The sequence below is a fragment of the Kitasatospora sp. NPDC051702 genome (assembly GCF_040681575.1).
Lineage (GTDB): Bacteria > Actinomycetota > Actinomycetes > Streptomycetales > Streptomycetaceae > Kitasatospora.
In genome coordinates this window covers 249,823-272,809 of sequence record NZ_JBFAZB010000002.1, presented here as the reverse complement: position 1 = coordinate 272,809, position 22,987 = coordinate 249,823, and the positions used below count along the sequence as shown (strand labels likewise).

Annotated in this window: 22 protein-coding genes; 14 read left to right on the top strand and 8 right to left on the bottom strand. The window is 75.2% G+C overall.

Going from position 1 to position 22,987, the window contains the following annotated elements; all coding sequences use genetic code 11:
- Positions 1 to 2: 2 nt before the first annotated feature.
- Positions 3 to 986 carry an adenosine deaminase gene (locus tag AB0N04_RS03100; protein ID WP_360207977.1) on the bottom strand — a complete coding sequence of 328 codons (984 nt, stop codon included), beginning with the start codon at positions 984 to 986 and terminating at the stop codon, positions 3 to 5.
- A gap of 186 nt (positions 987 to 1,172) precedes the next feature.
- Between AB0N04_RS03100 and AB0N04_RS03095 the strand changes: the two genes are divergently transcribed.
- Positions 1,173 to 1,451, top strand: coding sequence for a DUF6158 family protein (locus AB0N04_RS03095; RefSeq protein ID WP_360207980.1), 279 nt, complete (start codon positions 1,173 to 1,175; stop codon positions 1,449 to 1,451).
- A 155-nt stretch (positions 1,452 to 1,606) separates the two neighbouring features.
- Positions 1,607 to 2,995 carry an NADP-dependent succinic semialdehyde dehydrogenase gene (locus AB0N04_RS03090; protein WP_360207982.1) on the top strand — a complete coding sequence of 463 codons (1,389 nt, stop codon included), beginning with the start codon at positions 1,607 to 1,609 and terminating at the stop codon, positions 2,993 to 2,995.
- A 33-nt stretch (positions 2,996 to 3,028) separates the two neighbouring features.
- On the opposite strand, the gene AB0N04_RS03085 is transcribed toward AB0N04_RS03090, so the two are convergent.
- Positions 3,029 to 3,310, bottom strand: coding sequence for a hypothetical protein (locus AB0N04_RS03085; RefSeq protein WP_360207985.1), 282 nt, complete (start codon positions 3,308 to 3,310; stop codon positions 3,029 to 3,031).
- Positions 3,311 to 3,355: 45 nt separating this feature from the next.
- On the bottom strand, positions 3,356 to 4,438 hold the full coding sequence (locus AB0N04_RS03080) for a Ku protein (protein ID WP_360207987.1): 1,083 nt from the start codon (positions 4,436 to 4,438) through the stop codon (positions 3,356 to 3,358).
- A 132-nt stretch (positions 4,439 to 4,570) separates the two neighbouring features.
- Between AB0N04_RS03080 and AB0N04_RS03075 the strand changes: the two genes are divergently transcribed.
- The 3 genes from AB0N04_RS03075 to AB0N04_RS03065 all read left to right on the top strand — a co-directional run bounded on the left by AB0N04_RS03075 (position 4,571) and on the right by AB0N04_RS03065 (position 7,981).
- Entirely contained in the window at positions 4,571 to 4,855 is a 285-nt protein-coding gene (locus AB0N04_RS03075) for a hypothetical protein (protein ID WP_360207990.1), read from the top strand.
- 244 nt (positions 4,856 to 5,099) lie between these two features.
- Positions 5,100 to 6,542: an amino acid permease gene (locus AB0N04_RS03070; RefSeq protein WP_360207993.1), complete on the top strand. Its 1,443-nt coding sequence runs from the start codon at positions 5,100 to 5,102 to the stop codon at positions 6,540 to 6,542.
- Between the two features lie 224 nt (positions 6,543 to 6,766).
- Positions 6,767 to 7,981 carry a helix-turn-helix transcriptional regulator gene (locus tag AB0N04_RS03065; RefSeq protein ID WP_360207995.1) on the top strand — a complete coding sequence of 405 codons (1,215 nt, stop codon included), beginning with the start codon at positions 6,767 to 6,769 and terminating at the stop codon, positions 7,979 to 7,981.
- Between the two features lie 136 nt (positions 7,982 to 8,117).
- On the opposite strand, the gene AB0N04_RS03060 is transcribed toward AB0N04_RS03065, so the two are convergent.
- Positions 8,118 to 8,918, bottom strand: a complete 801-nt coding sequence (locus tag AB0N04_RS03060) for a serine protease (protein ID WP_360207997.1) — start codon at positions 8,916 to 8,918, stop codon at positions 8,118 to 8,120.
- Positions 8,919 to 9,059: 141 nt separating this feature from the next.
- Between AB0N04_RS03060 and AB0N04_RS03055 the strand changes: the two genes are divergently transcribed.
- From AB0N04_RS03055 to AB0N04_RS03045, 3 genes are all read left to right on the top strand, one after another.
- Positions 9,060 to 9,920, top strand: a complete 861-nt coding sequence (locus AB0N04_RS03055; RefSeq protein ID WP_360207999.1) for an EI24 domain-containing protein — start codon at positions 9,060 to 9,062, stop codon at positions 9,918 to 9,920.
- Between the two features lie 608 nt (positions 9,921 to 10,528).
- Entirely contained in the window at positions 10,529 to 11,206 is a 678-nt protein-coding gene (locus AB0N04_RS03050) for a transglycosylase SLT domain-containing protein (protein ID WP_360208002.1), read from the top strand.
- Positions 11,207 to 11,446: 240 nt separating this feature from the next.
- Positions 11,447 to 12,460, top strand: a complete 1,014-nt coding sequence (locus AB0N04_RS03045; RefSeq protein ID WP_360208005.1) for a glycosyltransferase — start codon at positions 11,447 to 11,449, stop codon at positions 12,458 to 12,460.
- 83 nt (positions 12,461 to 12,543) lie between these two features.
- On the opposite strand, the gene AB0N04_RS03040 is transcribed toward AB0N04_RS03045, so the two are convergent.
- Positions 12,544 to 13,167 (bottom strand): hypothetical protein, encoded by a 624-nt coding sequence (locus tag AB0N04_RS03040; RefSeq protein WP_360208008.1) that lies wholly within the window; start codon positions 13,165 to 13,167, stop codon positions 12,544 to 12,546.
- A 120-nt stretch (positions 13,168 to 13,287) separates the two neighbouring features.
- Between AB0N04_RS03040 and AB0N04_RS03035 the strand changes: the two genes are divergently transcribed.
- Together AB0N04_RS03035 and AB0N04_RS03030 are read left to right on the top strand one after the other, a co-directional pair.
- Positions 13,288 to 16,209, top strand: a complete 2,922-nt coding sequence (locus AB0N04_RS03035; protein WP_360208009.1) for an FAD-binding and (Fe-S)-binding domain-containing protein — start codon at positions 13,288 to 13,290, stop codon at positions 16,207 to 16,209.
- Between the two features lie 54 nt (positions 16,210 to 16,263).
- On the top strand, positions 16,264 to 16,674 hold the full coding sequence (locus AB0N04_RS03030) for a PaaI family thioesterase (protein ID WP_360208012.1): 411 nt from the start codon (positions 16,264 to 16,266) through the stop codon (positions 16,672 to 16,674).
- A 43-nt stretch (positions 16,675 to 16,717) separates the two neighbouring features.
- Here AB0N04_RS03030 and AB0N04_RS03025 read toward each other — a convergent pair whose 3' ends face one another.
- Positions 16,718 to 17,173, bottom strand: coding sequence for a CBS domain-containing protein (locus AB0N04_RS03025; protein ID WP_360208014.1), 456 nt, complete (start codon positions 17,171 to 17,173; stop codon positions 16,718 to 16,720).
- 75 nt (positions 17,174 to 17,248) lie between these two features.
- The gene (locus tag AB0N04_RS03020; protein ID WP_360208017.1) at positions 17,249 to 18,238 is read right to left on the bottom strand and encodes a slipin family protein; all 990 of its coding nucleotides are present in this window, start codon (positions 18,236 to 18,238) and stop codon (positions 17,249 to 17,251) included.
- Positions 18,239 to 18,386: 148 nt separating this feature from the next.
- Here AB0N04_RS03020 and AB0N04_RS03015 point away from each other — a divergent pair, with 148 nt between their 5' ends.
- On the top strand, positions 18,387 to 19,172 hold the full coding sequence (locus tag AB0N04_RS03015) for a uracil-DNA glycosylase (RefSeq protein WP_360208018.1): 786 nt from the start codon (positions 18,387 to 18,389) through the stop codon (positions 19,170 to 19,172).
- A 172-nt stretch (positions 19,173 to 19,344) separates the two neighbouring features.
- Here AB0N04_RS03015 and AB0N04_RS03010 read toward each other — a convergent pair whose 3' ends face one another.
- The gene (locus tag AB0N04_RS03010; RefSeq protein ID WP_360208020.1) at positions 19,345 to 20,232 is read right to left on the bottom strand and encodes a CHAD domain-containing protein; all 888 of its coding nucleotides are present in this window, start codon (positions 20,230 to 20,232) and stop codon (positions 19,345 to 19,347) included.
- Positions 20,233 to 20,616: 384 nt separating this feature from the next.
- On the opposite strand from AB0N04_RS03010, the gene AB0N04_RS03005 reads away from it, so the two are divergent.
- From AB0N04_RS03005 to AB0N04_RS02995, 3 genes are all read left to right on the top strand, one after another.
- Positions 20,617 to 21,291, top strand: coding sequence for a hypothetical protein (locus AB0N04_RS03005; protein WP_360208023.1), 675 nt, complete (start codon positions 20,617 to 20,619; stop codon positions 21,289 to 21,291).
- 137 nt (positions 21,292 to 21,428) lie between these two features.
- Positions 21,429 to 22,247 (top strand): thioredoxin domain-containing protein, encoded by an 819-nt coding sequence (locus AB0N04_RS03000; protein WP_360208025.1) that lies wholly within the window; start codon positions 21,429 to 21,431, stop codon positions 22,245 to 22,247.
- An 85-nt stretch (positions 22,248 to 22,332) separates the two neighbouring features.
- Positions 22,333 to 22,980: a vitamin K epoxide reductase family protein gene (locus AB0N04_RS02995; protein ID WP_360208028.1), complete on the top strand. Its 648-nt coding sequence runs from the start codon at positions 22,333 to 22,335 to the stop codon at positions 22,978 to 22,980.
- Positions 22,981 to 22,987: the final 7 nt, after the last annotated feature.

The following is a 22,987-nucleotide window of genomic DNA, read 5'->3' as shown; positions in this document are numbered from 1 at the left end:
GCTCAGAACCGGTGGGCCGCGACCTCGGCGAGCAGCTCGGCCCGGCGCTCCTCGGAGAGGAAGGAGGCGCGGAAGGAGTTCGCGGCGAGCAGCCGGAGGGTCTCCTGGTCCAGGGCGAGGGCCTGCTGCACGGCCCGGAGGTTGTCCTCGACGTAGCCGCCGAAGTACGCCGGGTCGTCGGAGTTGACGGTGACCAGCAGGCCGGCCTCCAGCATCTCGCGCAGCGGGTGGTCGGCGAGGGTGTCGATGCAGCGCAGCCGGACGTTGGAGAGCGGGCAGAGGGTGAGCGGGATCCGCTCGCGCACCAGCCGGGCGACCAGCTCGCCGTCCTCCAGGCAGCGCAGGCCGTGGTCGATCCGCTCGACGCCGAGGACGTCCAGCGCCTCGGTGATGTAGGAGGCCGGGCCCTCCTCCCCCGCGTGCGCGACCCGGTGCAGGCCGGCCTCCGCGGCGCGCCGGTACACCTCGCGGAACTTGGCCGGCGGGTGGCCGACCTCGGCCGAGTCGAGGCCGATGCCGGCGATCCGGTCGAAGTACGGGCGGGCGGCCTCGAAGGTCTCCAGCGCGGACTCGGCGGACTCGTCCCGCAGGAAGCACATGATCAGCCGGGTGCTGATCCCGTACCGCTCCTCGCTGCGCTCCAGCGCCGCGGTCAGCCCGTCGACCACGGTGCCGAGCGGCACGCCGCGCGCGGTGTGCGCCTGCGGGTCGAAGAAGATCTCCGCGTGCCGGACGCCCTGCTCGGCGGCCCGGGCGAGGTAGGCGTCGGCGAGGTCGGTGAAGTCCTGCCCGGTGCGCAGGACGGCCATCAGCGCGTAGTACAGGTCGAGGAAGGACTGCAGGTCGCTGAAGGAGTACGCCTTCCGCAGCTCCTCGGTGTCGGCGTAGGGCAGCGTGACGGCGTTGCGGGCGGCGAGGGCGAAGGCGAGTTCGGGCTCCAGGGTGCCTTCGATGTGAAGGTGGAGTTCGGCCTTGGGAAGCGGCATGGGAGATCTGTCCGAGCTGTAGGGGACGAAACGGATGATCCGGAAGGATTCATCCTACGTTCCGCTCCCTCCCGGTCGGCGCCCTCCGGAGGTGCTCGCGGCGCAGCGGGCGTCACCCCCGCGGGTGTACCGGGGGCGGCCAGCGGGCACCGGGTAGGAGGGGGCTTCCGCCGAGGAGGTACCGAGATGCGGCACGTCGACCCGCACGTCCGGCCCGAGGGCATCTCCCCGCACGCCCTGGGCAACGACACGCTCCTGCACGAGCTGGAACAGCTGCACCGCACCCGTCACGAGACCTTCCTGCACGGCTCGGAGGACGCGCTCCGGCGGCACACCCTGCGCACCGGACAGCTGGAGGCCGAGTACCTGCACCGCTTTCCCGACCGACTGGTGACGGCCGGCCGGACCAGGGCCGGCGCGCGGGCCCGCGAGGCCGCGGCCCGGGTGGAGTCGCTGCCCGAGTAGCGGCCTGCCCCGGCGGCCGACCGGGGCGTCCGGACCGGCCGCGCGGCGGCGCCCGGCGGGGACACGCCGGGCGCCGGTGGCGTGCCCGCGGGCGGGCCGTCGGGGAGGGTGAGAGGCGCAGCCGCACCGGACCCCGACCCCCCTGGGAGCCCCGCATGCCCATCGCCAGCGTCAACCCCGCGACCGGCGAGATCCTGGAGACCTTCGAGCCGCTCGACGCGGCCGGCGTCGAACGCAGACTGGCCCGCGCCGAGGCCGCGTTCCACAGCTACCGCACCACCCCCTTCGCCGCCCGCGCCGACCTGCTGCGCCGGGCCGCCGACCTGTTGGACCAGGACCAGGAGACGGTCGCCCGCACGATGACCGAGGAGATGGGCAAGCCGCTCACCGCCTCCCGGGCCGAGGCCGCCAAGTGCGCGAAGGCGATGCGCTGGTACGCCGACCACGCCGAGGCACTACTGGCCGACGAGCACCCGGACCCGGCCGACGTCGCCGACTCCGGCGCCGCCCGGGCCTACGTCCGCTACCGTCCGATCGGCGCGGTGCTGGCCGTGATGCCGTGGAACTTCCCGTTCTGGCAGGTGATCCGGTTCGCCGCGCCGGCCCTGATGGCGGGCAACGTCGGCCTGCTCAAGCACGCCTCCAACGTCCCGCGCACCGCGGTGGCGCTGGAGGAGCTCTTCCGGCGGGCCGGCTTCCCGGAGGGCTGCTTCCAGACCCTGCTGATCGGTTCGGGCGCGGTCGAGGGCGTCATCCGGGACCGCAGGGTGGCCGCGGTGACCCTCACCGGCAGCGAGCCGGCCGGCCGGGCGGTCGCCGCCACGGCGGCCGACGAGGTGAAGAAGGCGGTGCTGGAGCTCGGCGGCAGCGACCCGTTCGTCGTCATGCCCAGCGCCGACGTCGACGCGGCGGTGCGCACCGCCGTCCGCGCCCGGGCGCAGAACAACGGCCAGTCCTGCATCGCCGCCAAGCGCTTCATCGTGCACACCGACGTCTACGACCGCTTCACCGCGGGCTTCACCGAGGGGATGCGGTCGCTGCGCGTCGGGGACCCGATGGACGAGGCGACCGACGTCGGCCCGCTGGCCAGCCGCCAGGGCCGGGACGACCTGGAGGAGCTGGTCGAGGACGCCCGGACGCACGGCGCCCGGGTCGAGTGCGGCGGCGGGCGCCCGGAGGGCTGGGACACCGGGTACTTCTACGAGCCGACGGTGCTGACCGGCATCACCCCGGCGATGCGGATCCACCTGGAGGAGACCTTCGGCCCGGTGGCCACCGTCTACCGGGTCGCCGACCTGGACGAGGCCGTGGCGCTGGCCAACGACACGCCGTTCGGCCTGAGTTCCAACGTCTGGACCCGGGACGAAGGCGAGCAGGAGCGCTTCGTGCGCGACGTCCAGGCCGGCGGGGTGTTCTTCAACGGGATGACCGCCTCCCACCCCGCCCTGCCGTTCGGCGGCGTCAAGCGCTCCGGGTTCGGGCGGGAGCTGTCCGGGCACGGGATCCGGGAGTTCTGCAACGTCACCACGGTGTGGCTCGGCTGAGCGCTCCCGGACCGCACCGGTGCCCGGCCCGGGTCAGGAGGCCACGCGGTGCCTGCCCGGGCCGGGCGTCATCCACCGGGCGAGCACGCCGACCATGGCGACGGCCGTCAGGCCCCAGAAGATCGCCAGGACGACCATCACCCAGGTCTGGCTGATCTGGACGGCGACCATGCACAGACCGATCGAGAGCGCGATCATGACGGTCACCACGGTCGGGCTGAGGCTGAGCAGCCAGTGCCAGGCCCGGTGCATCCGGCTGGGGTTCGCCGGGGCGTCGGGGCCGGTTTCGGTTTCCTTGTAGGTCAGCAGGTCCATCGGGATCGCCTCCGGGTCTCGGGGGGCTGGCCGGATCCGCGGGGCTCAGGAGGCCTTGCGCGGAGCCGGGGACTTTCCGGTCGTGGTCCTTCCGGTCGTGGACTTGGCCGTCGCCGTCTTGGCCGCCGTGCTCTTGGCCTTCGTGCTCCTGCCCGTCGTGCTCTTGCCCGTCGACGGTCCGCCGGCCGCGGTGCCGCCGGCCGTCGTCTTCCGGGTCGTGGTCCGCTTCGCCGCGGCGGCCTTCGCGTCGGGCTCCGCCTTCTTCTTCGCCGGGGCGCGCCGGCGGGGCTCGGGCTTCCCCTCCTCCTCCGGGGCCTCCTCCGGCGCGTCCTCCGCCGGGCCCTGGCCCCGCCCGCTCCTGGCCTGCTTGAGGCTGGTGCGCAGCGCCTCCATCAGGTCGATCACGTTGTCGGGCGCCTCGCCGGGCTCCTCCTCGTGCGGGACCTCCACGCCCTCCAGCCGGGCCGTGATCACCTGCTGGAGCGCCTGCTGGTAGTCGTCGTGCAGCTGGGAGAGGTCGAAGTCCTCGGAGAGGGTGTCCATCAGCGAGCGCGCCATCTTGAGCTCCTGCGGCCGCACGGCGACGTCCTCCTCGGGCGCGATGCCGGCCGCCGGGCGGACCTCGTCGGGCCAGATGCAGGTCTGCAGCACCAGGGTGCCGTCGTGCACCCGCAGCACCGCGGGCGACTCCCGGGTGCGCAGGGCGATCTTGGTGACGGCGATCTGCCCGGACTCGGTGAGCGCGTCGCGCAGCAGCGCGTAGGGCTTGGCGGCGGCCTTGTCGGCGACGCCCACGTAGTAGGCCTTGGAGAACATCAGCGGGTCGATCTCGCCGGCGTCGACGAAGGCCAGCACATCGATGATCTTCTTGCTGGGCAGCGGCAGGTCGGCGAGGTCGTCGTCGCTCAGGGTGACGGTCCGGCCGTCGGGGGACTCGTAGCCCTTGGCGATCTCCGCGTACGGGACCTCCTTCTCCTCCTGCTCGCAGTACCGCTTCATCCGGACCCGTCCGCCGTCCTTGGCGTGCACCTGGTGCAGCGGGACGTCGTGTTCCTGGGTGGCCGAGTACAGGTGGACGGGGATGCTGACCAGCCCGAAGCTGATCGTCCCCTTCCAGGTGGTCTGCATGGGGTCGCTCCTTCCCGGAGGTTCCCGTCCGACGGAGCTTCCGGGCTCCGGAGTCTCCACTCTGCCCGCGTTTCCCCCGATCCGCACGGGAAGCACACAATGGGCTCGCGGGGGCCGAGGAGGTGGACGCGGATGACGGCCGGACGACGGCCCGGGCAGGCCCCGCCGCCGGACCGCACCAGGTACCGGGTGACGTACGCCGTGGCCGGGGAGCCCGGGACGCGCCGGGACGAGGTCGAGGTGGTGCCGGGGTACTCCGGGGAGGGCGACGTCCCGCGGATCCTGGCCGCGCGCCTGGCCGCCCGCCTAGCCGCGCACCCCGGTGAGCGACCGGGTGGACGGCCGGGTGATCGACCGGGCGGACGTTCGCAGCCGAATGATCTTCGGATCACCGTGCTGGAATTGCGCGAGATCTGAGCTCCAGCAGAGCTTCGGAGCCGCCCCAACCGATGACGATGCGTCAGATTTGAGCTTTCCGGGACCCCTTTCCACCCCCTCTGACCTGCTCTTTCGTGTCCGCTGAGCGAACAGTTACCAAACCATTGTTCCGATACTCGTGCGTAGTCGTTAGGTTGCACCGCAATGCGCGGGTCAATCCCCCCACCCTCCGGCGCGACGAGCCGAGGGTCAGCCGCGCGGGAAAGGCACAGGGCACCCTTTGATGAGTGCGGACACCACCAAGTCGACGGCGGCTCCCCACGTCCCCCACCAGTCGGGGCCGGCCGGGCACGGCGGCGGCGACGGCCACCTGAAGGCCGGGCTCAAGAACCGCCACCTGTCGATGATCGCCATCGGCGGCGTGATCGGCGCCGGCCTGTTCGTCGGCTCCGGCGCGGGCATCGCCTCCACCGGCCCGGGCATCCTGCTCTCCTACACGCTGGCCGGTGTGCTGGTCGTGCTGGTGATGCGGATGCTCGGCGAGATGGCGGCCGCGGACCCGCAGAGCGGCTCCTTCTCGGCGTACGCGGACCGCGCGCTCGGCCGCTGGGCCGGGTTCAGCATCGGCTGGCTGTACTGGTTCTTCTGGGTCGTGGTCCTCGCGGTGGAGGCCACCGCCGGCGCCAAGATCCTCAACAACTGGGTGCCGGGCGTGCCGCAGTGGGGCTGGGCACTGATCGTGATGGCGGTGCTGACCGCCACCAACCTGTTCTCGGTGGCCTCGTACGGCGAGTTCGAGTTCTGGTTCGCCGGCATCAAGGTGGTCGCGATCGCCGCGTTCCTGGTGATCGGCACCCTCGCCGCCTTCGGCCTGCTGCCCGGCACGCACGCCGTCGGCACCGAGAACCTGACCGGCCACGGCGGCTTCCTGCCACACGGCGTGGGCGCGGTGTTCACCGGCATGCTCACCGTGGTGTTCGCCTTCATGGGCAGCGAGATCGTCACCCTGGCCGCGGGCGAGTCGGAGGACCCGGAGCGCGCCGTCAGCAAGGCCACCAACAGCGTGATCTGGCGCATCGGGATCTTCTACCTGGGCTCGATCCTGCTCGTGGTCACCCTGCTCCCGTGGGACTCCGCCGCCGTCAAGGGCAGCCCGTACGTGGCGGTGCTCGAGCACGTGGGCATCCCCGGCGCCGGCCAGGTGATGGACGTGATCGTGCTGACCGCCGTGCTGTCCTGCCTCAACTCCGGGATGTACACGGCCTCCCGGATGGCGTTCTCGCTGGGGCAGCGCGGCGACGCGCCGAAGGCCTTCGCGACCGTGACCGACCGGGGCGTACCCCGGGTGGCCATCCTCTCCTCGGTGGTCTTCGGCTTCGTCGCGGTCTTCTTCAACTACACCTCGCCCGACACGGTGTTCGCCTTCCTGCTCAACTCCTCCGGCGCGGTTGCGCTCTTCGTCTGGCTGGTGATCTGCTTCTCCCAGCTGCGGATGCGCCGGATCATCGAGCGGGAGACCCCCGAGCGACTGACCGTCCGGATGTGGCTGTACCCGTACCTGACCTGGGCGGCCATCGGCATGATCGGGTTCGTGATGGCGTACATGTTCACCGACTCCGACGGGCGCAAGCAGATGTACCTGTCGCTGGTCGCCGCGGCGATCGTGCTCGTGGCCTCGGCCGTGGTGGGCCGACGGCGGCGGGCCGCGGTGGCGGCGGAGTCCTGACCCGTCCGCACCGCGCGTGGAACGCCGGGCCCGGGAGCCGTTGCGGAGGCTCCCGGGCCCGGCGCCGTTGTCCGGGGCCCGTCCGGCGCTCACCGCCGGGCGCGCCCGGCGGACACGCCCGAGCGGCTCCGGCGCGGGCCAGTTTGACGATGGCACGTCAAGGGGGATATCTGGGCCATGGCGCTCCCCCACGAGCGCTCCCCCACCCCCTCCCGGGAGACCCCGTGCCCCTCCCCCCTGCCCCCACGCCGCACGCCTCGGCGCGCCAACGCTTCGGCCACCGGCTGCGCCACTGGCGCGAGGCCCGCGGGCTCAGCCAGGCCGAACTCGGCCGCCGGCTCGGCTACCACAACTCGCTGATCAGCCGGGTCGAGAACGCCCGCCGCTGGCCACCACCCGGACTTCCCGCCCGGGCTGACGAACTCCTGCTCACCGGAGGGGAGTTGGCCGCCCTCTGGCAGCCCGTCCGACAGGAGCGGGAACGCCTCGGCGAGCTCGTCGCACCCGCCAGACCACCCCTCGGCGCCACCCTGCGCGGCGCCACCCCACCGGACGCCGCCACCTTCGAGGTGCTCCGCCAGCTGCTCGGCGTCTACCGCGCCGCCGCTGCCCGCACCGGCGGCGAACCCCTGGCCGCCGTCCTCGAACACCACGCCCGCACCCTGGCCGGCTGGCAGCACTCCACCCCGCGCGGCGCCGTCACCGCCGTCCGGTCGCTCGCCGCCCAGTACGCCGAACTCGCCGGCTGGGCGCACTTCGAAGGGGACCGCCGGACCCGTGCGCTCGGCTGGTTCACGGCCGGACTGGAGTGGGCCCGCGCGGCCGGGGACCAGCCCACCACGGCCGCCCTGCTGACCCGGCAGAGCACCCTGCACTGGTGGAACGGCGACCCGGCCGGCGCGCTCGCCCACGCCGAGGCCGCCCGCGCCGCCGCGCGACGGGTGCCCGGCCTGCAGTCCTGGGCCGCCCTCGCCGAGGCGCACGCCCACGCCCTGAACGGCGCCGCGCCCGAGGCCTGGCGCGCGCTCGTCGAGGCCGAGCGGCTGACCGAGGCGGACCGGCGGGCCGGGCGGGCGGAGCCCCGGCCGACCCGCGCCGCGCTGGTGCTCGGCGTCGCGCACGGCACCTGCCACCGGGACCTCGCCGTCCGCACCGGCCGCGCCGCGCACGCCCACGCGGCGGTGGCCCACCTGGACGCCGCGCTCGGACACCTGGACCCGGCCGAGCATCCGCACGACCACGCCCTGATCACCGGCCGCCTGGCCGGCGCCTACGCCCGGGCGGGGCGCCGCGAGGCCGCCGCCGCGACGCTCTCCCGCCTGCCGCCCGAGCCCACCGGGCGCGTCGCCCACGAGCAGCGCCGGGCCCGCGGCTGGCTGAGCGGCGCGCCGACCCGCCAGGGCCCGCCCGGGGCCGAGCAACCCACGCCGGAGGGCTGAGCCTGCGGTCCGCCCCGCGACGGCGCGGCGGGCGACGGCGCGGCGGGCGCGGACGGAGAGCGGCCGCCCGCCGGCGCGCGGAACGGCCGGGTGCCCGGGGGTGGCGAACCGCCCCCGGGCACCCGGCCGCGTGCCGTCAGAGCGAGGCCGCCGCCGCGGCGATGTCCGCCGCGTAGGTGCTCACCTGGGTGTAGATCCCCGGGTAGCCCGCCCGGGCGCAGCCGTTGCCCCAGCTGACGATGCCGACCTGGACCCAGCGCCCGGCCGCGTCCCGGCGCACCATCGGGCCGCCGGAGTCGCCCTGGCAGGTGTCCACGCCGCCCTTGGCGACGTACCCGGCGCACAGCGAGGCCCCGGTGTTCAGACCCGGGTAGGCCTGGGCGCAGGTGGCGTCGTCGACGAACGGCACGGTGGCCTTGAGCAGGTACCGCTGCTGCGACCCGCCCTCGGTCGCCGCGCCCCAGCCCATGATGGTGAAGGTGCCGTTGTCGTAGGCGGTCGAGGTGGCGATCGGCAGCGTGCTCACCGAACCGCCGGTGACGGGCGAGGCCAGCTTGATCAGCGCCCAGTCGTCGCCGTTCTCGGCGCCGGTGAAGGCGGGCGACTGGTAGACGTACGTGGAGCGCACCTTGACGGCGCCGCTGCCTCGCAGGTCGACCACGCCGGCCGTCGCGGTGATGCTCGAGTCGCTGCCGGTGCCGTCGACGCAGTGGGCGGCGGTGAGCACGATCTGCGGGGTGTAGAGCGCGCCGCCACAGCCCATCGAGAGCCGCACCACGAACGGGAACTCGCCCTGCGACGCCCGGGTGCCGCCGACGACGCTCGGCGAGGGCGTGGGAGAGGGTGCGGGCGCGGCCGCGGCGGGCAGCACCGATGCGCCGACCCCGAGTATCGCGGCCGTGAACAGGGTTAGGATTCTGCCGAACTGACGCTTCATCAGGCTCCTCCAAGACAGGTCGGGGAGCACGAGGGTCGCCCGGCCGGCGGCGCGGCAGGAGGGGGTGGAGCCTGCCGGTCCGATCTGGCAGGAACACGGCAATGCGGGGTTCCGGGCCGGGAAGCCCTAAGGTGATCGCCCATGCGAGATCTTGCGGCGGGGATGACGTACCTGGTCGGGGGCCAGAAGTGGGTCGGCCGACACGGCCGGTGGTGGGGGATCGGGATGATTCCCGCCCTGCTCGCACTGGTCGGGTACGCCGTCGCGCTCGTCCTCCTCGGCGCCTGGTCCACCGACCTGGCCGCCTGGGCCACCCCGTTCGCCGACCACTGGGGATCCCCCTGGCAGGCGCTGCTGCGCGACGCGCTGGCGGCCGTCGTCTTCGGCGGCGGGCTGCTGCTCTCCCTGCTGACCTTCACCGCCGTCACCCTGCTGGTCGGCCAGCCCTTCTACGAGGCGCTCTGCGCCGCGGTCGACGAGTCCGAGGGCGGCGCACCCACCCCGCCCGAGGTCCCGCTCTGGCGCGAGCTGGTCACCGCGGTGGCGGACAGCGTGACCGTGCTGCTCCGGGTCGCGGCGTTCGGCGTGGTGCTGTTCGCCTGCGGGTTCATCCCGGTGGTGGGCCAGACGGTGGTGCCCGCCCTCGGCTTCCTGGTGTCGGGCTTCTTCCTGACCGTCGAGCTGACGGCCGTCGCCCTGCAGCGGCGCGGCGTCCCGCAGCGCGAGCGGATCCGGCTGCTGCGCGCCCGGCTCGGGCTGGCGCTGGGCTTCGGCACCCCGCTGATCCTGGCCTTCCTGGTCCCGCTGGTGACGGTGCTCGCCATGCCGGGGGCGGTCGCGGGCGCCACCCTGCTGGCGCGGGACCTCGTCCCGGCGGAGCCGGCCCCGGCGGACGGGGAGGGCGAGGAGCACGGCCCGGCCGCCCAGGCCGCACCGCCCGTACCGCCCGCCCCGGCCGAGCGGCCGCAGCCCGTCCCCGGGAACCCGTACGCGGGTTCCTGAACCGGCGACCGCCCGGGCGCCGGGGGCGGGCTCCCGAACCGGTGACGGTGGTCGCGGGGGCGGGCTCCCGAACCGGTGACCGCCCGGTCACCCTGTGCCCACCTCGGCCCGTCGCCCGTGTGAAGCCGCCCACAGGCGTTCCGCCCTCTACTGCCCCCGATAGTGGACACCCCCGGACGCGACGGTGCGTGACCGCCCGGACCGGGGCGGCATCCCGTCCGCCGGGGTCCGGGTGACCCCGAAGAACGCAGGCCACCGCCCCTGCCGCCCTCGCGATCCGTCGCCGGAGGCCACCCCGGGCAACGAATTTCACAAATCGGGCAAATCACCCAAACGCCTCGGCCGCTCACCGTCACGGCCGCCCGGCGGCCACGATCCACCGTAGTAGCCCACGGCTTTGCCACTCACCGCCGACCCTGCCAAGAATGGCCCGTCGCCAGGCAGCGCGGCCGGCCCGACCGCCGCGCAGCCCGCCCGCCCCGCCAGTTCCGCCGGGGCGCCACGGCCGTCCCGGACGGCCGCGCGGGCCCCGCTCATCCGGGCGCCCGTGCGATGCCCCGCGCCCAGTGCCACCGGCACGGCCCCCGACGGAAGAGGATCTCGTCCGCATGCAGCTCAGCCATGCCCGCCGCAACTCGCTGATCACCGGTGTCGCCACCCTCGTCGTGGCGAGCGCCGCCACCGCCTCACTCGCCATCCCGCAGGTCGGCGACAAGGCCGAGGCCGCCGCCCCGGTGGCCGCGGTCTCGGTGGACGGCAAGCCGGTCACCGACCAGGCCGAGGCCGGCACCGCTGCCGCCGCCCAGACCGCCCAGACCCAGCAGGCCGCCCAGGCGCAGGCCGACGCGGACGCCGCCGCGGCCGCCCAGGCCCAGGCCCAGGCCGCCGCCCGGGCGCAGGCCGAGGCCGAGGCGAAGGCCCAGGCGGACGCCAAGGCCAAGGCCGACGCCGACGCGGCCGCCTCCCGCTCCCAGCAGCGCCAGAGCCTCTCCGGCTACTCCGGCACCCCGCAGCAGATCGCCGCGCAGATCGTCCCGGCCGGCCAGCTGCAGTGCTTCAGCAACATCGTGTTCCGCGAGAGCAGCTGGAACCCGCTCGCCGTCAACGCCTCCTCCGGCGCCTACGGCCTGGTCCAGGCCCTGCCCGGCTCCAAGATGGCCTCGGCCGGCTCCGACTGGCGCACCAACCCGGCCACCCAGATCAAGTGGGGCCTGGACTACATGAACTCCCGCTACGGCAGCCCCTGCGGCGCCTGGTCGTTCTGGCAGAAGCACCACTGGTACTGATCGCCCCCCCGGCGCCGGGCACCCACGGCACCGAGCACCCCCGGGCCCGCGTCGCACCCGCGTCGCGGGCCCGTGGGTGCTCCCGGCCTGACGTGGACGCACCCGGACGCCTGACGTGGACGCGTCCGGAAGGCCACGTGAAGATATGGCGCACGGGCGTACGTTTTGCCATGCAATGCGGTGAATCACGGACCGTCAGGGCTTTGCCACGGTTCGCCTGCCCTCTTACGCTCCGGCGTCATGCCCTCACCCTTGATCAGCGTCGTGGTGCCCGCCTACGACCAGCACAAACAGCTCGCCGACTGCCTGGACTCGCTGCTCGCGCAGTCCCTGCGCGACCTGGAGGTGATCGTCGTCGCCGACCGCTCGCCCGACAGCGCGGTCGAGCTCGCCGACGCGTACGCGGCCCGGCACCCGCGGCTCTCGGTGCTGCACCTCAACGCGGCGGTCGGGGTCGGGGTGAGCCGGAACGCGGGGGCGGCGCGGGCGGCCGGCGACTACCTGCTGTTCCTCGACGCCGACCACCTGCTGCCCAGGGACGCGCTGCAGACCCTCGCCGACCGGCTCCAGCAGACCGGCCCCGTCGACCTCCTGTTGTTCGGCCACTCCCGCCGGCACAAGGACCGCGACTGGCCCGGCGGCGCCGAGGCCCTGCTGGCCGAGGCCGGCCCGGACGTGTTCGCGCCCTTCGACCAGCCGGCGCTGTTCGGTGCGCCGCCGCTGGTCTGGGACCGGCTGATCCGCCGCAGCCACTGGGAGGACCTCCGGCTGGCCTTCCCCGACGGCCGCTACGAGGAGATCCCGGTCGTGCACGCCGCACTGCTCGGTGCCCGCAAGGTCGCCGTGCTGCCGCGCGAGTGCGTCCAGCTGCGCCGCCGCGAGACCGTCCACCCCACCGGCTCCCCCGGCAGCAGCGTCTTCGACCTCTTCGACCAGTACGAGCACAGCTTCGCGCTGCTGGAGGACCAGCCGCACCTGTACGCGGTGCGGGACGCCCTGTTCGTCCGGATGATCCGGCACTACCTGTTCGTCTTCGACCTCGCCGGCTGCGTCACCCGCGCCGAGCGGCCGCAGTTCTTCCACCGGGCCGCCGAGCACCACCGCCGCTTCCAGCCGCCCGGCCACCGCCGCCCGGGCGGCCGCGAGGGCATCAAGTTCTCGCTGCTGGCCGGCGGCGCCTACCCGGCGTTCGAGGTGGCCAAGCTCTCCCACATCGCCCGCGGCACGCTCACCGGCTCCGGCCGCCGCTCCTGACCCGGCCACCGGGACCGGCGCCGGGGCGGCCGGGCCCGGACGCCGGCGGGCCCGGCCGCCGGCGGGCTCAGACGTGGCCGGGCTCAGACGTGGGCGGTGCCGCCGTCCGCGGCCATCGCGGCGGCGATCCGGTGGGCGTTCGCGGCCCACGTCCGCTCCGGGAGCGGCGGCAGCACGTCCATCCAGAGCGAGAGTGTCGAGCCGCGCAGCTGCAGCAGTCCCTCGGGGCGGGCGATCAGCCACAGGTGCAGGTGCGCGGCGCCGTCGCCCCAGCGGTTGACGTGCACCCGGGCGACCCCGTCCAGCGAGCGCAGGGCCCGTTCGACCCGCTGGAGCAGCGGGCCCAGCTGCGCCGCCTGCTCGGCGGGCAGGTCGAACAGGTCGTGGTGGGCGCGCGGCCACAGCAGCACCACGGCGGGCAGCCCGGAGGGCGACTCGGTGGTCCCCAGCCGCCAGTGCTCGTCCGTCCAGAGGAACTCCGAGTCCGGGCGGGCGCACTCGCGGCAGGTCTCCGGCCCCTCCTCGCCGTGCCGGGGCGGCTCGGGCCGTTCCGGCGCCGCCAGGGGGCGGACCTGCAGCTCGCCCTCGAACGGGAAGATGTCCCAGGTCTGCGCGCCGTCCACCGGCAGCGGCGGGCGCTCGCCGATCGGCAGCCGGGCGAGGTACTCGTCGGCGCCGGAGCCGCCGTCCGCGGGTTCGGTGATCATGGCCGCCGAGCCTGCCACATGACACCCCGTCGGCGGAAGGCCGGGGTGGCCGGTGTCCCTGCGGCCGCGCGGCTGCCATGATCGGCGGAGCCGTCGCCGCACCCGCCCGGGAGGTCCCTGGTGAGCCGTCCGTCCACCGCCCCCGGGGCGGAGCTGGCCCGCGAGCTGGCCGCCGTCCTGCGCGGCGAGGTCCGCTTCGGCGCCGCCGAACGGACCGTCTACAGCCACGACGCCTCGAACTACCGGCACCTGCCGCTCGGCGTGGTCAAACCCGCCGATCTCGACGACGTCCGCACCGCCCTCGCGCTCTGCCGCCGCCACGGCGTGCCGGTGGTGCCGCGCGGCGCGGGCACCAGCATCGGCGGGCAGGCGATCGGGCCGGGCGCGGTCGTGCTGGACTTCCGCCGCCACCTCGGCGCGGTGCTCGACGTCGACCCGGACGCCCGCACCGCCCGCGTCCAGCCGGGCACCGTCCTGGACGACCTGCAGCGCGCCGCCCGGCCGCACGGGCTGCGCTTCGGCCCCGACCCGTCCACGCACAGCCGCTGCACCCTCGGCGGCATGATCGGCAACGACTCCTGCGGCGCGCACTCGCTCGCCTGGGGACGCACCGCGGACAACGTCGAACGGCTGGACCTGCTCCTCGCGGACGGCACCGAGCTGAGCGTCGGCGGCCCGCTCGGCCCGCGGGAGCGCGCCGCACTGCGCGAGCTGCCCGGGCGGGCCGGCGAACTCCACCGGGAGCTCCAGGACTTCACCGACGCCAACCTCGCCACCATCCGCCGGGGGATGCCCGAGCTGCCCCGCCGCACCTCCGGGTACCCGCTCGACGCCCTGCTGCCCGAACGCGGCCACGACCTGGCCCGCGCGCTCACCGGCACCGAGGGCACCTGCGCACTGCTGCTCGGCGCCACCGTCAGGCTGGTCGAGGAGCCGCCCGCCCGTGCCCTCGTGGTGGCCGGCTACCCCGACGAGGGGGCCGCCGCCGACGCCGTCCCCGCACTGCTGCCGCTCGGCCCGCTGACCGCCGAGGGCATGTCCGCCGACCTGATCGCCGCACTGCTCGCCGCCGGCCCCCGGCCGCCCGCCCTGGACCGGCTGCCCGCCGGCGAGTGCTGGCTGTTCCTGGAGACCGGCGGCGGCACCCCGGTCGAGGCCTACCGGGCCGCCCGCCGGCTCGCCGACGCGGTGCGCCGCGAACGCACCGCCGCCGTCGCCCTGGTCACCGACCCCGTCGAACAGCGCCAGCTCTGGGCCGTCCGGGAGGCCGGCGCCGGCATCGTCACCCGGCTGCCCGGCGGCGGCGAGGCCTGGCCCGGCTGGGAGGACTCCGCCGTCCCGCCCGAGCGGCTCGGCGACTACCTGCGCGGGCTGCGCGCCCTGCTCCGCCGGCACGGCCTGCGCGGCGTCCCGTACGGGCACTTCGGCGACGGCTGCGTGCACCTGCGGATCGACTTCCCGCTCACCGAACCGACCGGCGTCCTGGTCTTCCGCGAGTTCCTGGAGCAGGCCGCCGACCTCGCGGTGTCCTTCGGCGGCTCGCTCTCCGGCGAGCACGGCGACGGCCAGGCCCGCGCCGAACTGCTGCCCCGGATGTACCCGCCCGGGATCATCGACCTGTTCCGCGCGTTCAAACGGATCTGGGACCCGGAGAACCTGCTCAACCCGGGCGCCCTGGTCGACCCGCGGCCGCTCGACGCCGACCTGCGCTTCGTCGCCGCCCCGCACCGCCCGCTCCCCCTCGCCCTCCCGTACGAGCAGGACGGCGGCAGCCTCACCACCGCCGTGCACCGCTGCATCGGCGTCGCCAAGTGCGTGGACCCGACCACCGGCGTCATGTGCCCCAGCTACATGGCCACCGGCGAGGAGCGGCACTCCACCCGCGGCCGGGCCCGGCTGCTCGCCGAACTCCTGCGCGGCACCGAGCGGGCGGACGCGGCGATCCGCGACGGCTGGCGCTCCGCCGAGGTCCGCGAGGCGCTCGACCTCTGCCTCGGCTGCAAGGGCTGCGCGAGCGACTGCCCGGTCCACGTCGACATGGCGACCTACCGGACGGAGTTCCTGTACCAGCACTACCGGCACCGGCCGCGCCCGCTCGCCCACTACTCCATGGGGTGGCTGCCGCTCTGGCTGCGGGCCGCCGCCCTCGCCCCCGGCGCCGCCAACACCCTCGCCCGCTCCCCCGCCGCCGGAGCGCTCAAGCGGCTCGCCGGGATCGACCGGCGCCGCGTGCTGCCCGTCCTCCCGCCGGAGACCTTCACCCGCTGGTACCGCCGCCACCGCGCCGCCCACCCGGCCCCGGCCGGCGCCCGGCCCGTGCTGCTCTGGCCCGACACCTTCTCCGACCACCTGCAGCCGGGCGTGGCGCGCTCCGCCGTCGAGGTGCTGGAGCACCTCGGCTTCGACGTCCGGCTGCCCGCCGGCCCGGTCTGCTGCGGGCTCACCTGGTACTCCACCGGCCAGCTCGGCACCGCCCGCCGGGTGCTGCGGCGCAGCCTGCGGGCCCTCGACGCCGCCGGGCTGCCCGCCGACACCCCGGTGGTCGGCCTGGACCCGAGCTGCACCGCCACCCTGCGCGAGGACCTGCCCCGACTGCTCGGCCCGGACGGCCGGCCGCTCGCCGGACGCACCCGCACCTTCGCCGAGTTCCTCGACGAACACGCCCCCGACGCCCCGCTCCCCCGCGTCCCGCTGGAGGCCGTCACCCAGACCCACTGCCACCAGCACGCCGTCCTCGGCAGCGCCGCCGACCGCCGGGTCGAGGCCCGGCTCGGCCTGCACAACCGCGTGCTGGACTCCGGCTGCTGCGGCCTGGCCGGCAACTTCGGCTTCGAACAGGGCCACTTCGAGGTGTCCGAGGCGATCGCCGAACGCGTCCTGCTCCCCGAGCTGCGGGCCGCCGGCCCCGACACGGTGGTACTGGCGGACGGCTTCAGCTGCCGCACCCAGATCGCCCAGCTCGCCCAGGGCCGGCAGGCCCTGCACCTGGCCGAGCTGATCGCCCGGGCCCTGCGGGAGCAGGCCGGCGGGGCGCCGCGCTGACCGCGCACGCGCAGAGGCCTGACACGGCGCCACCGGGCTTGCCACAATGGCGGGATGACCCTCACCACCGCCGAGGCGGACAAGATCCTGGCCGACAACTTCGCCCCCTGGGTCCAGGCCCTCGGACTGTCGGTCGCCGGCGCCGGGGAACGGCACGCCGTGCTGCGGCTGCCCTGGTCCGAGCAGCTCGCGCGGGAGGGCGGCGGGATGTCCGGTCAGGCGCTGATGGCCGCCGCGGACACGGCGAGCGTGATCGCGGTGTCGGCGGCCCGCGGCGGTTTCGGTCCGATGACCACCGTCCAGCAGTCCACCACCTTCCAGCGCGCCGTCACCGGGCAGGACGTCCTGGTCCACGCCCGGGTGACCAAGCTCGGCCGGCGGTTCGCCTTCCTCGACGTCACCCTCACCGCCGAGGGCGCCGAGGAGCCGGCCGCGCACGCCACCGCGGTGTACGCCCTGGCCTGAGCGGCGCGGCCCCGGTCACGGGCCGGGCCGCGCCCTGGCCGGCTCAGCCCTGGGACAGCTGCGCCACCACCGGCGGCTCCTCCGAGCAGACCGCCGACACGAACTCCGCCACCCGGGCCTGCGGCATCCCCCGGGCGATGTCGGCCTCACTGATCATGCCGACCAGCTTGTGCTCCGGGTGGTTGATCACCGGCAGCCGGCGCACCCGGTACTGCTCCATCACCCGCAGCACCTGCTCGGTGTCCTCGTCCGCCTCCACCGTCATCGGCCGGCCCATGGCCAGCTCGCCGGCCGTCACCTGCTCCGGGTCGCGGCCCTCCGCGATGCAGCGCAGCACGATGTCGCGGTCGGTCACGATCCCCAGCAGCTTGTCCTTCTCCCCGCAGATGGGCAGGGCACCGACGTCCCGTTCCCGCATGATCCGGGCGGCGGCGGCGAGGGTCTCGTGCTCGCGGATGCACTCCGCGCCCGGGTGCATGATGTCGCTGGCTCTGGTCATGGTCCGCCTCCTGGCTGGCTTCCAGCCCCTCGTCCATCGTGGTCCCGGCCCGCGACGGACGCCACCGGGCACCGGTCAGACCCGCGCGTCCGGATCCCCGTGCCCGTCCGGGGACTCCGCGTCCTCCAGCGGCGAGTGCTCCAACAGCTCCTCCAGCGGCGGCAGTTCGTGACGCTCGGGCTCCGGTTCGAGCTTCCCGCCGAGGCCCGCGTCCGGCCCCAGGTCGCGCTCCTCGGCGACCTCCTCCGCCGCCTTCGCCCCGGCCGCGGCTGCGGCGGCCGACAGCACCGCCAGCTGCTGGCTCTCCGCGGCGCTGTCCAGGAAGCGCAGCAGCTCCACCGGGAACGGCAGCACCAGCGTCGAGTTCTTCTCCGCCGCCACCTCCACCACGGTCTGCAGCAGACGCAGTTGCAGCGCCGCCGGGGTCTGGCTCATCACCGCCGCCGCCTCCGACAGCCTGGCCGAGGCCTGGAACTCGCCGTCGGCGGTGATGATCCGGGCCCGCCGCTCGCGCTCGGCCTCCGCCTGCCGGGCGATCGAGCGCTTCATCGACTCCGGCAGGGCGACGTCCTTGATCTCCACCCGGTCGATCTGGATGCCCCACCCGAGCGCGGGGCTGTCGATCATCAACTCCAGCCCCTGGTTGATCGGCTCGCGGTTGGCCAGCAGGTCGTCCAGCTCGCTCTTGCCGATGATCGACCGCAGCGAGGTCTGCGCGACCTGGGAGATCGCGAAGTTGTAGTCCTGCACGTTGACCGTCGCCTTCACCGGGTCCTCGACCCGGAAGTAGACCACCGCGTCCACCCGGACGGTCACGTTGTCCCGGGTGATGCCCTCCTGCGCCGGGATCGGCATCGTCACGATCTGCACGTTCACCTTGCGCAGCCGGTCCGCGATCGGCATCAGCGCCACCAGCCCGGGCTCCCGGACCTCCCGGCGCACCTTGCCGAACCGGAACACCACACCCTTCTGGAACTGCTGGACGACGCGGATGCTGAACGCAGCCCAGATCGCCCCCAGCCCCACCAGCCCCCCGATCGCCCCCAGCACCGCATCGACGATCATCGCGGCCTCCTCGCGGCTCCGCGGCCTCCTCGCGCCGGCCCGCCCGGCCCGGCCGGAGGCCGCCGGAGCAGCTGCTTCCACGCTACGCCTGCCCGGTCAAAGCCGGAACGAACCTCCGCCCCCGGCCCCACTCCCTAGGATCCTGTCCATGCCGCAGTCCCCCGCCGACGACCCCGGCCACCCCCGGCACCCCGCCGAGGCGGCCGCCCGCGCCGCCGACCTCACCGTGCTGGACCGCGTCGTCACCGACTGCCGGGCCTGCCCGCGCCTGGTCGCCTGGCGCGAGGAGACCGCCCGCACCAAACGCCGCGCCTACCAGGACTGGGACTACTGGGCCCGCCCGATCCCCGGCTTCGGACCGCCCGACGCCCCGCTCCTCCTGGTCGGCCTCGCCCCCGCCGCCCACGGCGCCAACCGCACCGGCCGGATCTTCACCGGAGACCCCTCCGGCGACCTCCTCTACGCCGCCCTCCACGACCTCGGGCTCGCCAACCGCGCCGAGTCCGTCCGGCACGGCGACGGGCTGCGCCTGCACGGCGTCCGGATCACCGACCCGGTCCGCTGCGCCCCGCCCGACAACAAGCCCAGCACCGGCGAGCGCGACACCTGCCGGCCCTGGATCACCCGCGAACTCGAACTGCTGCGCCCCACCGTACGGACGGTCGTCGCCCTCGGCGGCTTCGCCTGGCAGGCCCTGCTGCCCGCCCTCGCCGCGGCCGGCTGGCTCGTCCCCCGCCCCCGGCCGGTCTTCGGCCACGCCTCCCACGTCACCCTGCCCGCCGCCGACGGCGGCCCCGCCATCCAGCTGTTCGGCTGCTACCACGTCAGCCCGCGCAACACCAACACCGGCCGGCTCACCACCCCGATGCTCCGCGCCCTGCTCCGCACGGCCGCCGAGTCCGCCGGGCTCGACCCGCAAGCCCGGGAGCCCTGAGCCCCCGCGGTGCCGACCCCCGTGCGGCACCGCGGGGGCGGCCCTGAGTCGAACCGCCGGGTGGCCGTGGTGCCGCCGTCCACCGGGAGCGTCACGCCGGCGACGTACGAGGCGCGGCCGCTCAGCAGCCAGGCCGCCGAAGCGGGCCGGTGTCAGCCCGAGCGCGGCGCCGTCAGCCGAAGCGGGCCAGCCACCGGCGCGAGGCCCTCGCCCACGCCTGCGGCAGCCGGCCCCGGGCGCTCGCCTCCGCCGACAGCTGCCGCCCGTAGAGCGCCCCGTACCCGAAGGGCTCGGTGCTGCTCCCGGCCTGCCGAGCCAGGGCCGCGGCGGCCACCACCGCGTCCTGGTGCTCGCCGAGGACCTCCTGGACGGCCTTCATCCGCTCCGTGTACCGCTCGGCCGCCGCCCCGACGGCCGGGGCGGCGGTCTCCCCGGCGTAGCGGGCACGCTTGGCGGCCTTGCGGGCCTCGTGCAGGGCCCGGTCGCGCTCCTCGGCGGGCGCCGACCCGGCGGCGAGGGCCGCCTCGACCCGCCGGCCGGTGCGCCGCTGCTCGCGCCCGGCGATCCGGGCGAGTTCGGGCACCGCCGCGCGTGCGGCCCGGCCGCGCAGCGGGGGGTCGGCGAGGAAGGCGTCGAGGGCGTCGGCGAGGCCCCGGCGGCGCGGGTCGTCGAGCGCGGCGACCACCTCCGGCCGGATCCGCCGGTACTCGGCCCGCCCCCACCGTTCCAGCTCGGCCGCGACCCGCTCGGGCCGGCACTCGGCGGGCAGTTCGCGGGCCTGGGCGGCCAGCCGCTCGACGAGCACCTCGTGGTCCCGCGCCCGGCCGAGGGCGGCCGCCAGCCAGCGCAGTTCGGCGACCAGGTGGTCGGCGGAGCCGGGTGCGAGGAGCCGGCGGAAGGTCCGCAGGGCGCTGCGCAGCCGCCGGCAGGCGACCCGCATCCGGTGCACGGCGTCGGGCCGGTCCGCCCGGACGGCGCCGTCGAGGCCGGCCAGCACCGCCGCCTGGGCCTCGACGCGGGCCAGCAGGACCTGGCCCGCGGTGGCCTGGGAACGGGCCATGCGCGCTCACCCCCTCGCCTGACTCGGGAACGCCTTCCAGGCTACTGAACGCGACGGCGCGGTGCCGGGCCGCACGGGCCGGGCGGGGCTGCCGGGGCCGCCGGGGCGCGGCGGCCCGGGCGGGGTCTCGGGAACGGTCTGGGAACCCCGTACCGCGAGAACGTGCGAGCGGGGCGGGCGGAACCGGTCCCGACCCCGGAAGGTCAGTTCGTTCACGCGGCGGGGCACTACGCCCCGCCCCCCCGCGCACGCCGAGAGCGCCCCCGGTACCTGCGCTGAAGGGCCCTCAGGGCGGTGAACGGGCGGCCTCCGAGGGGCAACGGGCGCCCGCCGACCGGGTACGCGCCCTCGTGCCGGGTGTAAGCGTCGTGACATACTCCGGGCGTGACGACCTCCACCCGTGCGACCAGGGCCCTGCGGGCCGCGGTGTTCACCGCGCTCGCCGTGCCGCTGTCCGCGCTGGGCCAGGTCGTCATCACCGGTCGCCCGCTGCCGCTCACCCTGGTGGCCGCCGCGACCGCCGTCGTCTTCCTGGTCGCGGCCGCACTGGCCGGCGGGGAGCGGCGGCTGCTGCACATCACCGTCGTGATGGTGCCGGTCGAGCTGCTGCTGAACACGACCTTCAACCTCGGGCAGACCGGCTGTGGGCCGATCCTGTCCGAGCACGTGCCCGCGCGCGGCGTGAACCTGATCGTCTGTGGCGGCGGGTCGGTGGACGGCTCGCTGCTGGGCGGCCCGCTGGGCCACGCCGGGCAGTTGGCGCCGGCGGCGACCCAACTGCTGCTCCTGCTGGCGCACCTGGTGATCGCCCTGGCGGCCGCGGCCTGGCTGCGGCTGGGCGACGCGGCCCTGTCCGGGCTGGTCCGGGCGCTGCGTGCGCTGCGCCAGTCGCTGGGCCGCCCGCTGCGCGCCCTGGTCCTGCTGCTGGTCCCGGCCCCGGCCCGGCCGGTGCTGCGGGTGCCGCTGCCGGTGTCGGACCGCCCGCGGCCGCGCCGCGAGGACGTGGTCCTGAGCCCGGCTCCCCGGCGTGGCCCGCCGGTCCTCGCGCCTGCCTGCTGATCCTCCGTCACCCCGGCCGGTCCCCGGCCCCGGTACGCCCGCAGGCAGTGCGCACGACTCCCGCGTCCATCGATCACGCCGCACCAGGTGCGGCTTCCCGCGCGCCCTCGCGCGCCGCGTACAGGAGTTGACTTCCCATGGCTCAGGCCCCCAGCAAGCAGCAGGCCAAGCGCATCAGTGCCCGTGAGCGGATCCAGGAGGCGCAGCGCGTCGAGCAGCTGGCCGCGAAGCGCCGCCAGCGGATCGTGGTGGCCGTCTCGGCCGTCGTCGTGCTGGCCCTCGCGGGCGGTACCGCGCTGGCGATCGGCTCGGCGTCCGGCAAGGACGGGAAGCCGGCCGCGGCCGGTGCGCCCGCGCCGACCGAGCTGGTCGTGCCGGCGAACGCCTCCGGCCCGGACGGCACGGTGATCACCTACGGCAAGGCCGACGCCCCGCACACCATGGCGGTGTACGAGGACTTCCGCTGCCCGGTGTGCAAGCACTTCGAGGCGGCGAACGGCGAGACGGTCAAGAAGCTGACCGAGGACGGCTCGGTCAAGGTGGAGTTCCACCTGGCGGCCTTCCTGGACAAGAACCTCGGCGGCAAGGGCTCGCGCACGGCGCTGGCCGCGGCCGGGGCCGCGCTGAACGAGGGGGTGGACAAGTTCAAGCAGTTCCACGACGTGCTCTACGCAAACCAGCCCGACGAGCGCGAGGACGGCTTCGGTGACGTCGACCGCATCCTCGACCTGGCCGGCAAGGTGCCCGGCCTGAAGACGGACGCCTTCGTGAAGGCGGTCACCGACCGCACCTACGCGCCGTGGGCGGCGAAGGTCGCGGACGCGTTCAACGACAGCGGGGTCACCGGCACCCCCACGGTGACGGTGGACGGCAAGCCGATCAGCCTGTTCAGCGGCAAGGCCACCGTCACGCCGGAGCAGTTCACCGCGCAGGTGCGGCAGGCCGCCGGCCTCTGAGGCACGTCTGCCACGCAGGGCACCACCGGCCCGGCCGAACCCCGGCCGGGCCGGCTCCTCCCAGCCACCGGAGTGTGCTGCCACCATGACCGCCGCGACCCCCGTGCACCCGCCCCGCCCCGCCCCCGCCGCCGACCGGGCCCCGGTCGGCGCGGGCCGGGCGTTCTCCCTGCTGCTGTTCCTCGGCGCCCTGGTCGGGCTGGCCGCCTCGGCCGTCCTGACCTTCGACAAGCTCCGCATCCTCGAGAACCCCTCCTACGTCCCCAGTTGCAACCTCAATCCGGTGATCAGCTGCGGCTCGGTGATGCGCACCGAACAGGCGGAGGTCCTCGGCTTCCCCAATCCGCTGCTGGGGCTGGCCGCCTTCGGCGCGCTGGCGGCGATCGGGGCGGGGCTGCTGGCCGGTGCCGCGTACCGGCGGTGGTTCTGGCTGGGCCTGCACGCCGGCACCCTGCTGGGCGTGGTGTTCGTGCACTGGCTGGTGGACCAGGCGCTGTACGAGATCGGCGCGCTGTGCCCGTACTGCATGGTGGTGTGGGCGACGGTGGTGACGCTGTTCTGGTACACGACGCTGCACAACCTGCGGGCCGGTGTGATCCCGGTCGGCCCCCGGCTGCGGCCGGTGGTGCGGGAGGCCGCGCGCTACCACTGGGCGCTGCCGGTGCTGTGGGCGGCGGTGATCGCGCTGCTGGTCCTCAACCGCTTCTGGTACTACTGGAGCACGCTCCTCTGACGGTGCG

Coding starts and splice junctions, on each gene's coding strand:
- AB0N04_RS03100 (WP_360207977.1), bottom strand. CDS start 986: ATGCCGCTTCCCAAGGCCGAACTCCACCTTCACATCGAAGGCACCCTG.
- AB0N04_RS03045 (WP_360208005.1), top strand. CDS start 11,447: ATGCCCTCACCCTTGATCAGCGTCGTGGTGCCCGCCTACGACCAGCAC.
- AB0N04_RS03085 (WP_360207985.1), bottom strand. CDS start 3,310: ATGGACCTGCTGACCTACAAGGAAACCGAAACCGGCCCCGACGCCCCG.
- AB0N04_RS03000 (WP_360208025.1), top strand. CDS start 21,429: ATGGCTCAGGCCCCCAGCAAGCAGCAGGCCAAGCGCATCAGTGCCCGT.
- AB0N04_RS03095 (WP_360207980.1), top strand. CDS start 1,173: ATGCGGCACGTCGACCCGCACGTCCGGCCCGAGGGCATCTCCCCGCAC.
- AB0N04_RS03020 (WP_360208017.1), bottom strand. CDS start 18,238: ATGATCGTCGATGCGGTGCTGGGGGCGATCGGGGGGCTGGTGGGGCTG.
- AB0N04_RS03080 (WP_360207987.1), bottom strand. CDS start 4,438: ATGCAGACCACCTGGAAGGGGACGATCAGCTTCGGGCTGGTCAGCATC.
- AB0N04_RS03070 (WP_360207993.1), top strand. CDS start 5,100: ATGAGTGCGGACACCACCAAGTCGACGGCGGCTCCCCACGTCCCCCAC.
- AB0N04_RS02995 (WP_360208028.1), top strand. CDS start 22,333: ATGACCGCCGCGACCCCCGTGCACCCGCCCCGCCCCGCCCCCGCCGCC.
- AB0N04_RS03025 (WP_360208014.1), bottom strand. CDS start 17,173: ATGACCAGAGCCAGCGACATCATGCACCCGGGCGCGGAGTGCATCCGC.
- AB0N04_RS03015 (WP_360208018.1), top strand. CDS start 18,387: ATGCCGCAGTCCCCCGCCGACGACCCCGGCCACCCCCGGCACCCCGCC.
- AB0N04_RS03030 (WP_360208012.1), top strand. CDS start 16,264: ATGACCCTCACCACCGCCGAGGCGGACAAGATCCTGGCCGACAACTTC.
- AB0N04_RS03050 (WP_360208002.1), top strand. CDS start 10,529: ATGCAGCTCAGCCATGCCCGCCGCAACTCGCTGATCACCGGTGTCGCC.
- AB0N04_RS03060 (WP_360207997.1), bottom strand. CDS start 8,918: ATGAAGCGTCAGTTCGGCAGAATCCTAACCCTGTTCACGGCCGCGATA.
- AB0N04_RS03055 (WP_360207999.1), top strand. CDS start 9,060: ATGCGAGATCTTGCGGCGGGGATGACGTACCTGGTCGGGGGCCAGAAG.
- AB0N04_RS03010 (WP_360208020.1), bottom strand. CDS start 20,232: ATGGCCCGTTCCCAGGCCACCGCGGGCCAGGTCCTGCTGGCCCGCGTC.
- AB0N04_RS03040 (WP_360208008.1), bottom strand. CDS start 13,167: ATGATCACCGAACCCGCGGACGGCGGCTCCGGCGCCGACGAGTACCTC.
- AB0N04_RS03075 (WP_360207990.1), top strand. CDS start 4,571: ATGACGGCCGGACGACGGCCCGGGCAGGCCCCGCCGCCGGACCGCACC.
- AB0N04_RS03090 (WP_360207982.1), top strand. CDS start 1,607: ATGCCCATCGCCAGCGTCAACCCCGCGACCGGCGAGATCCTGGAGACC.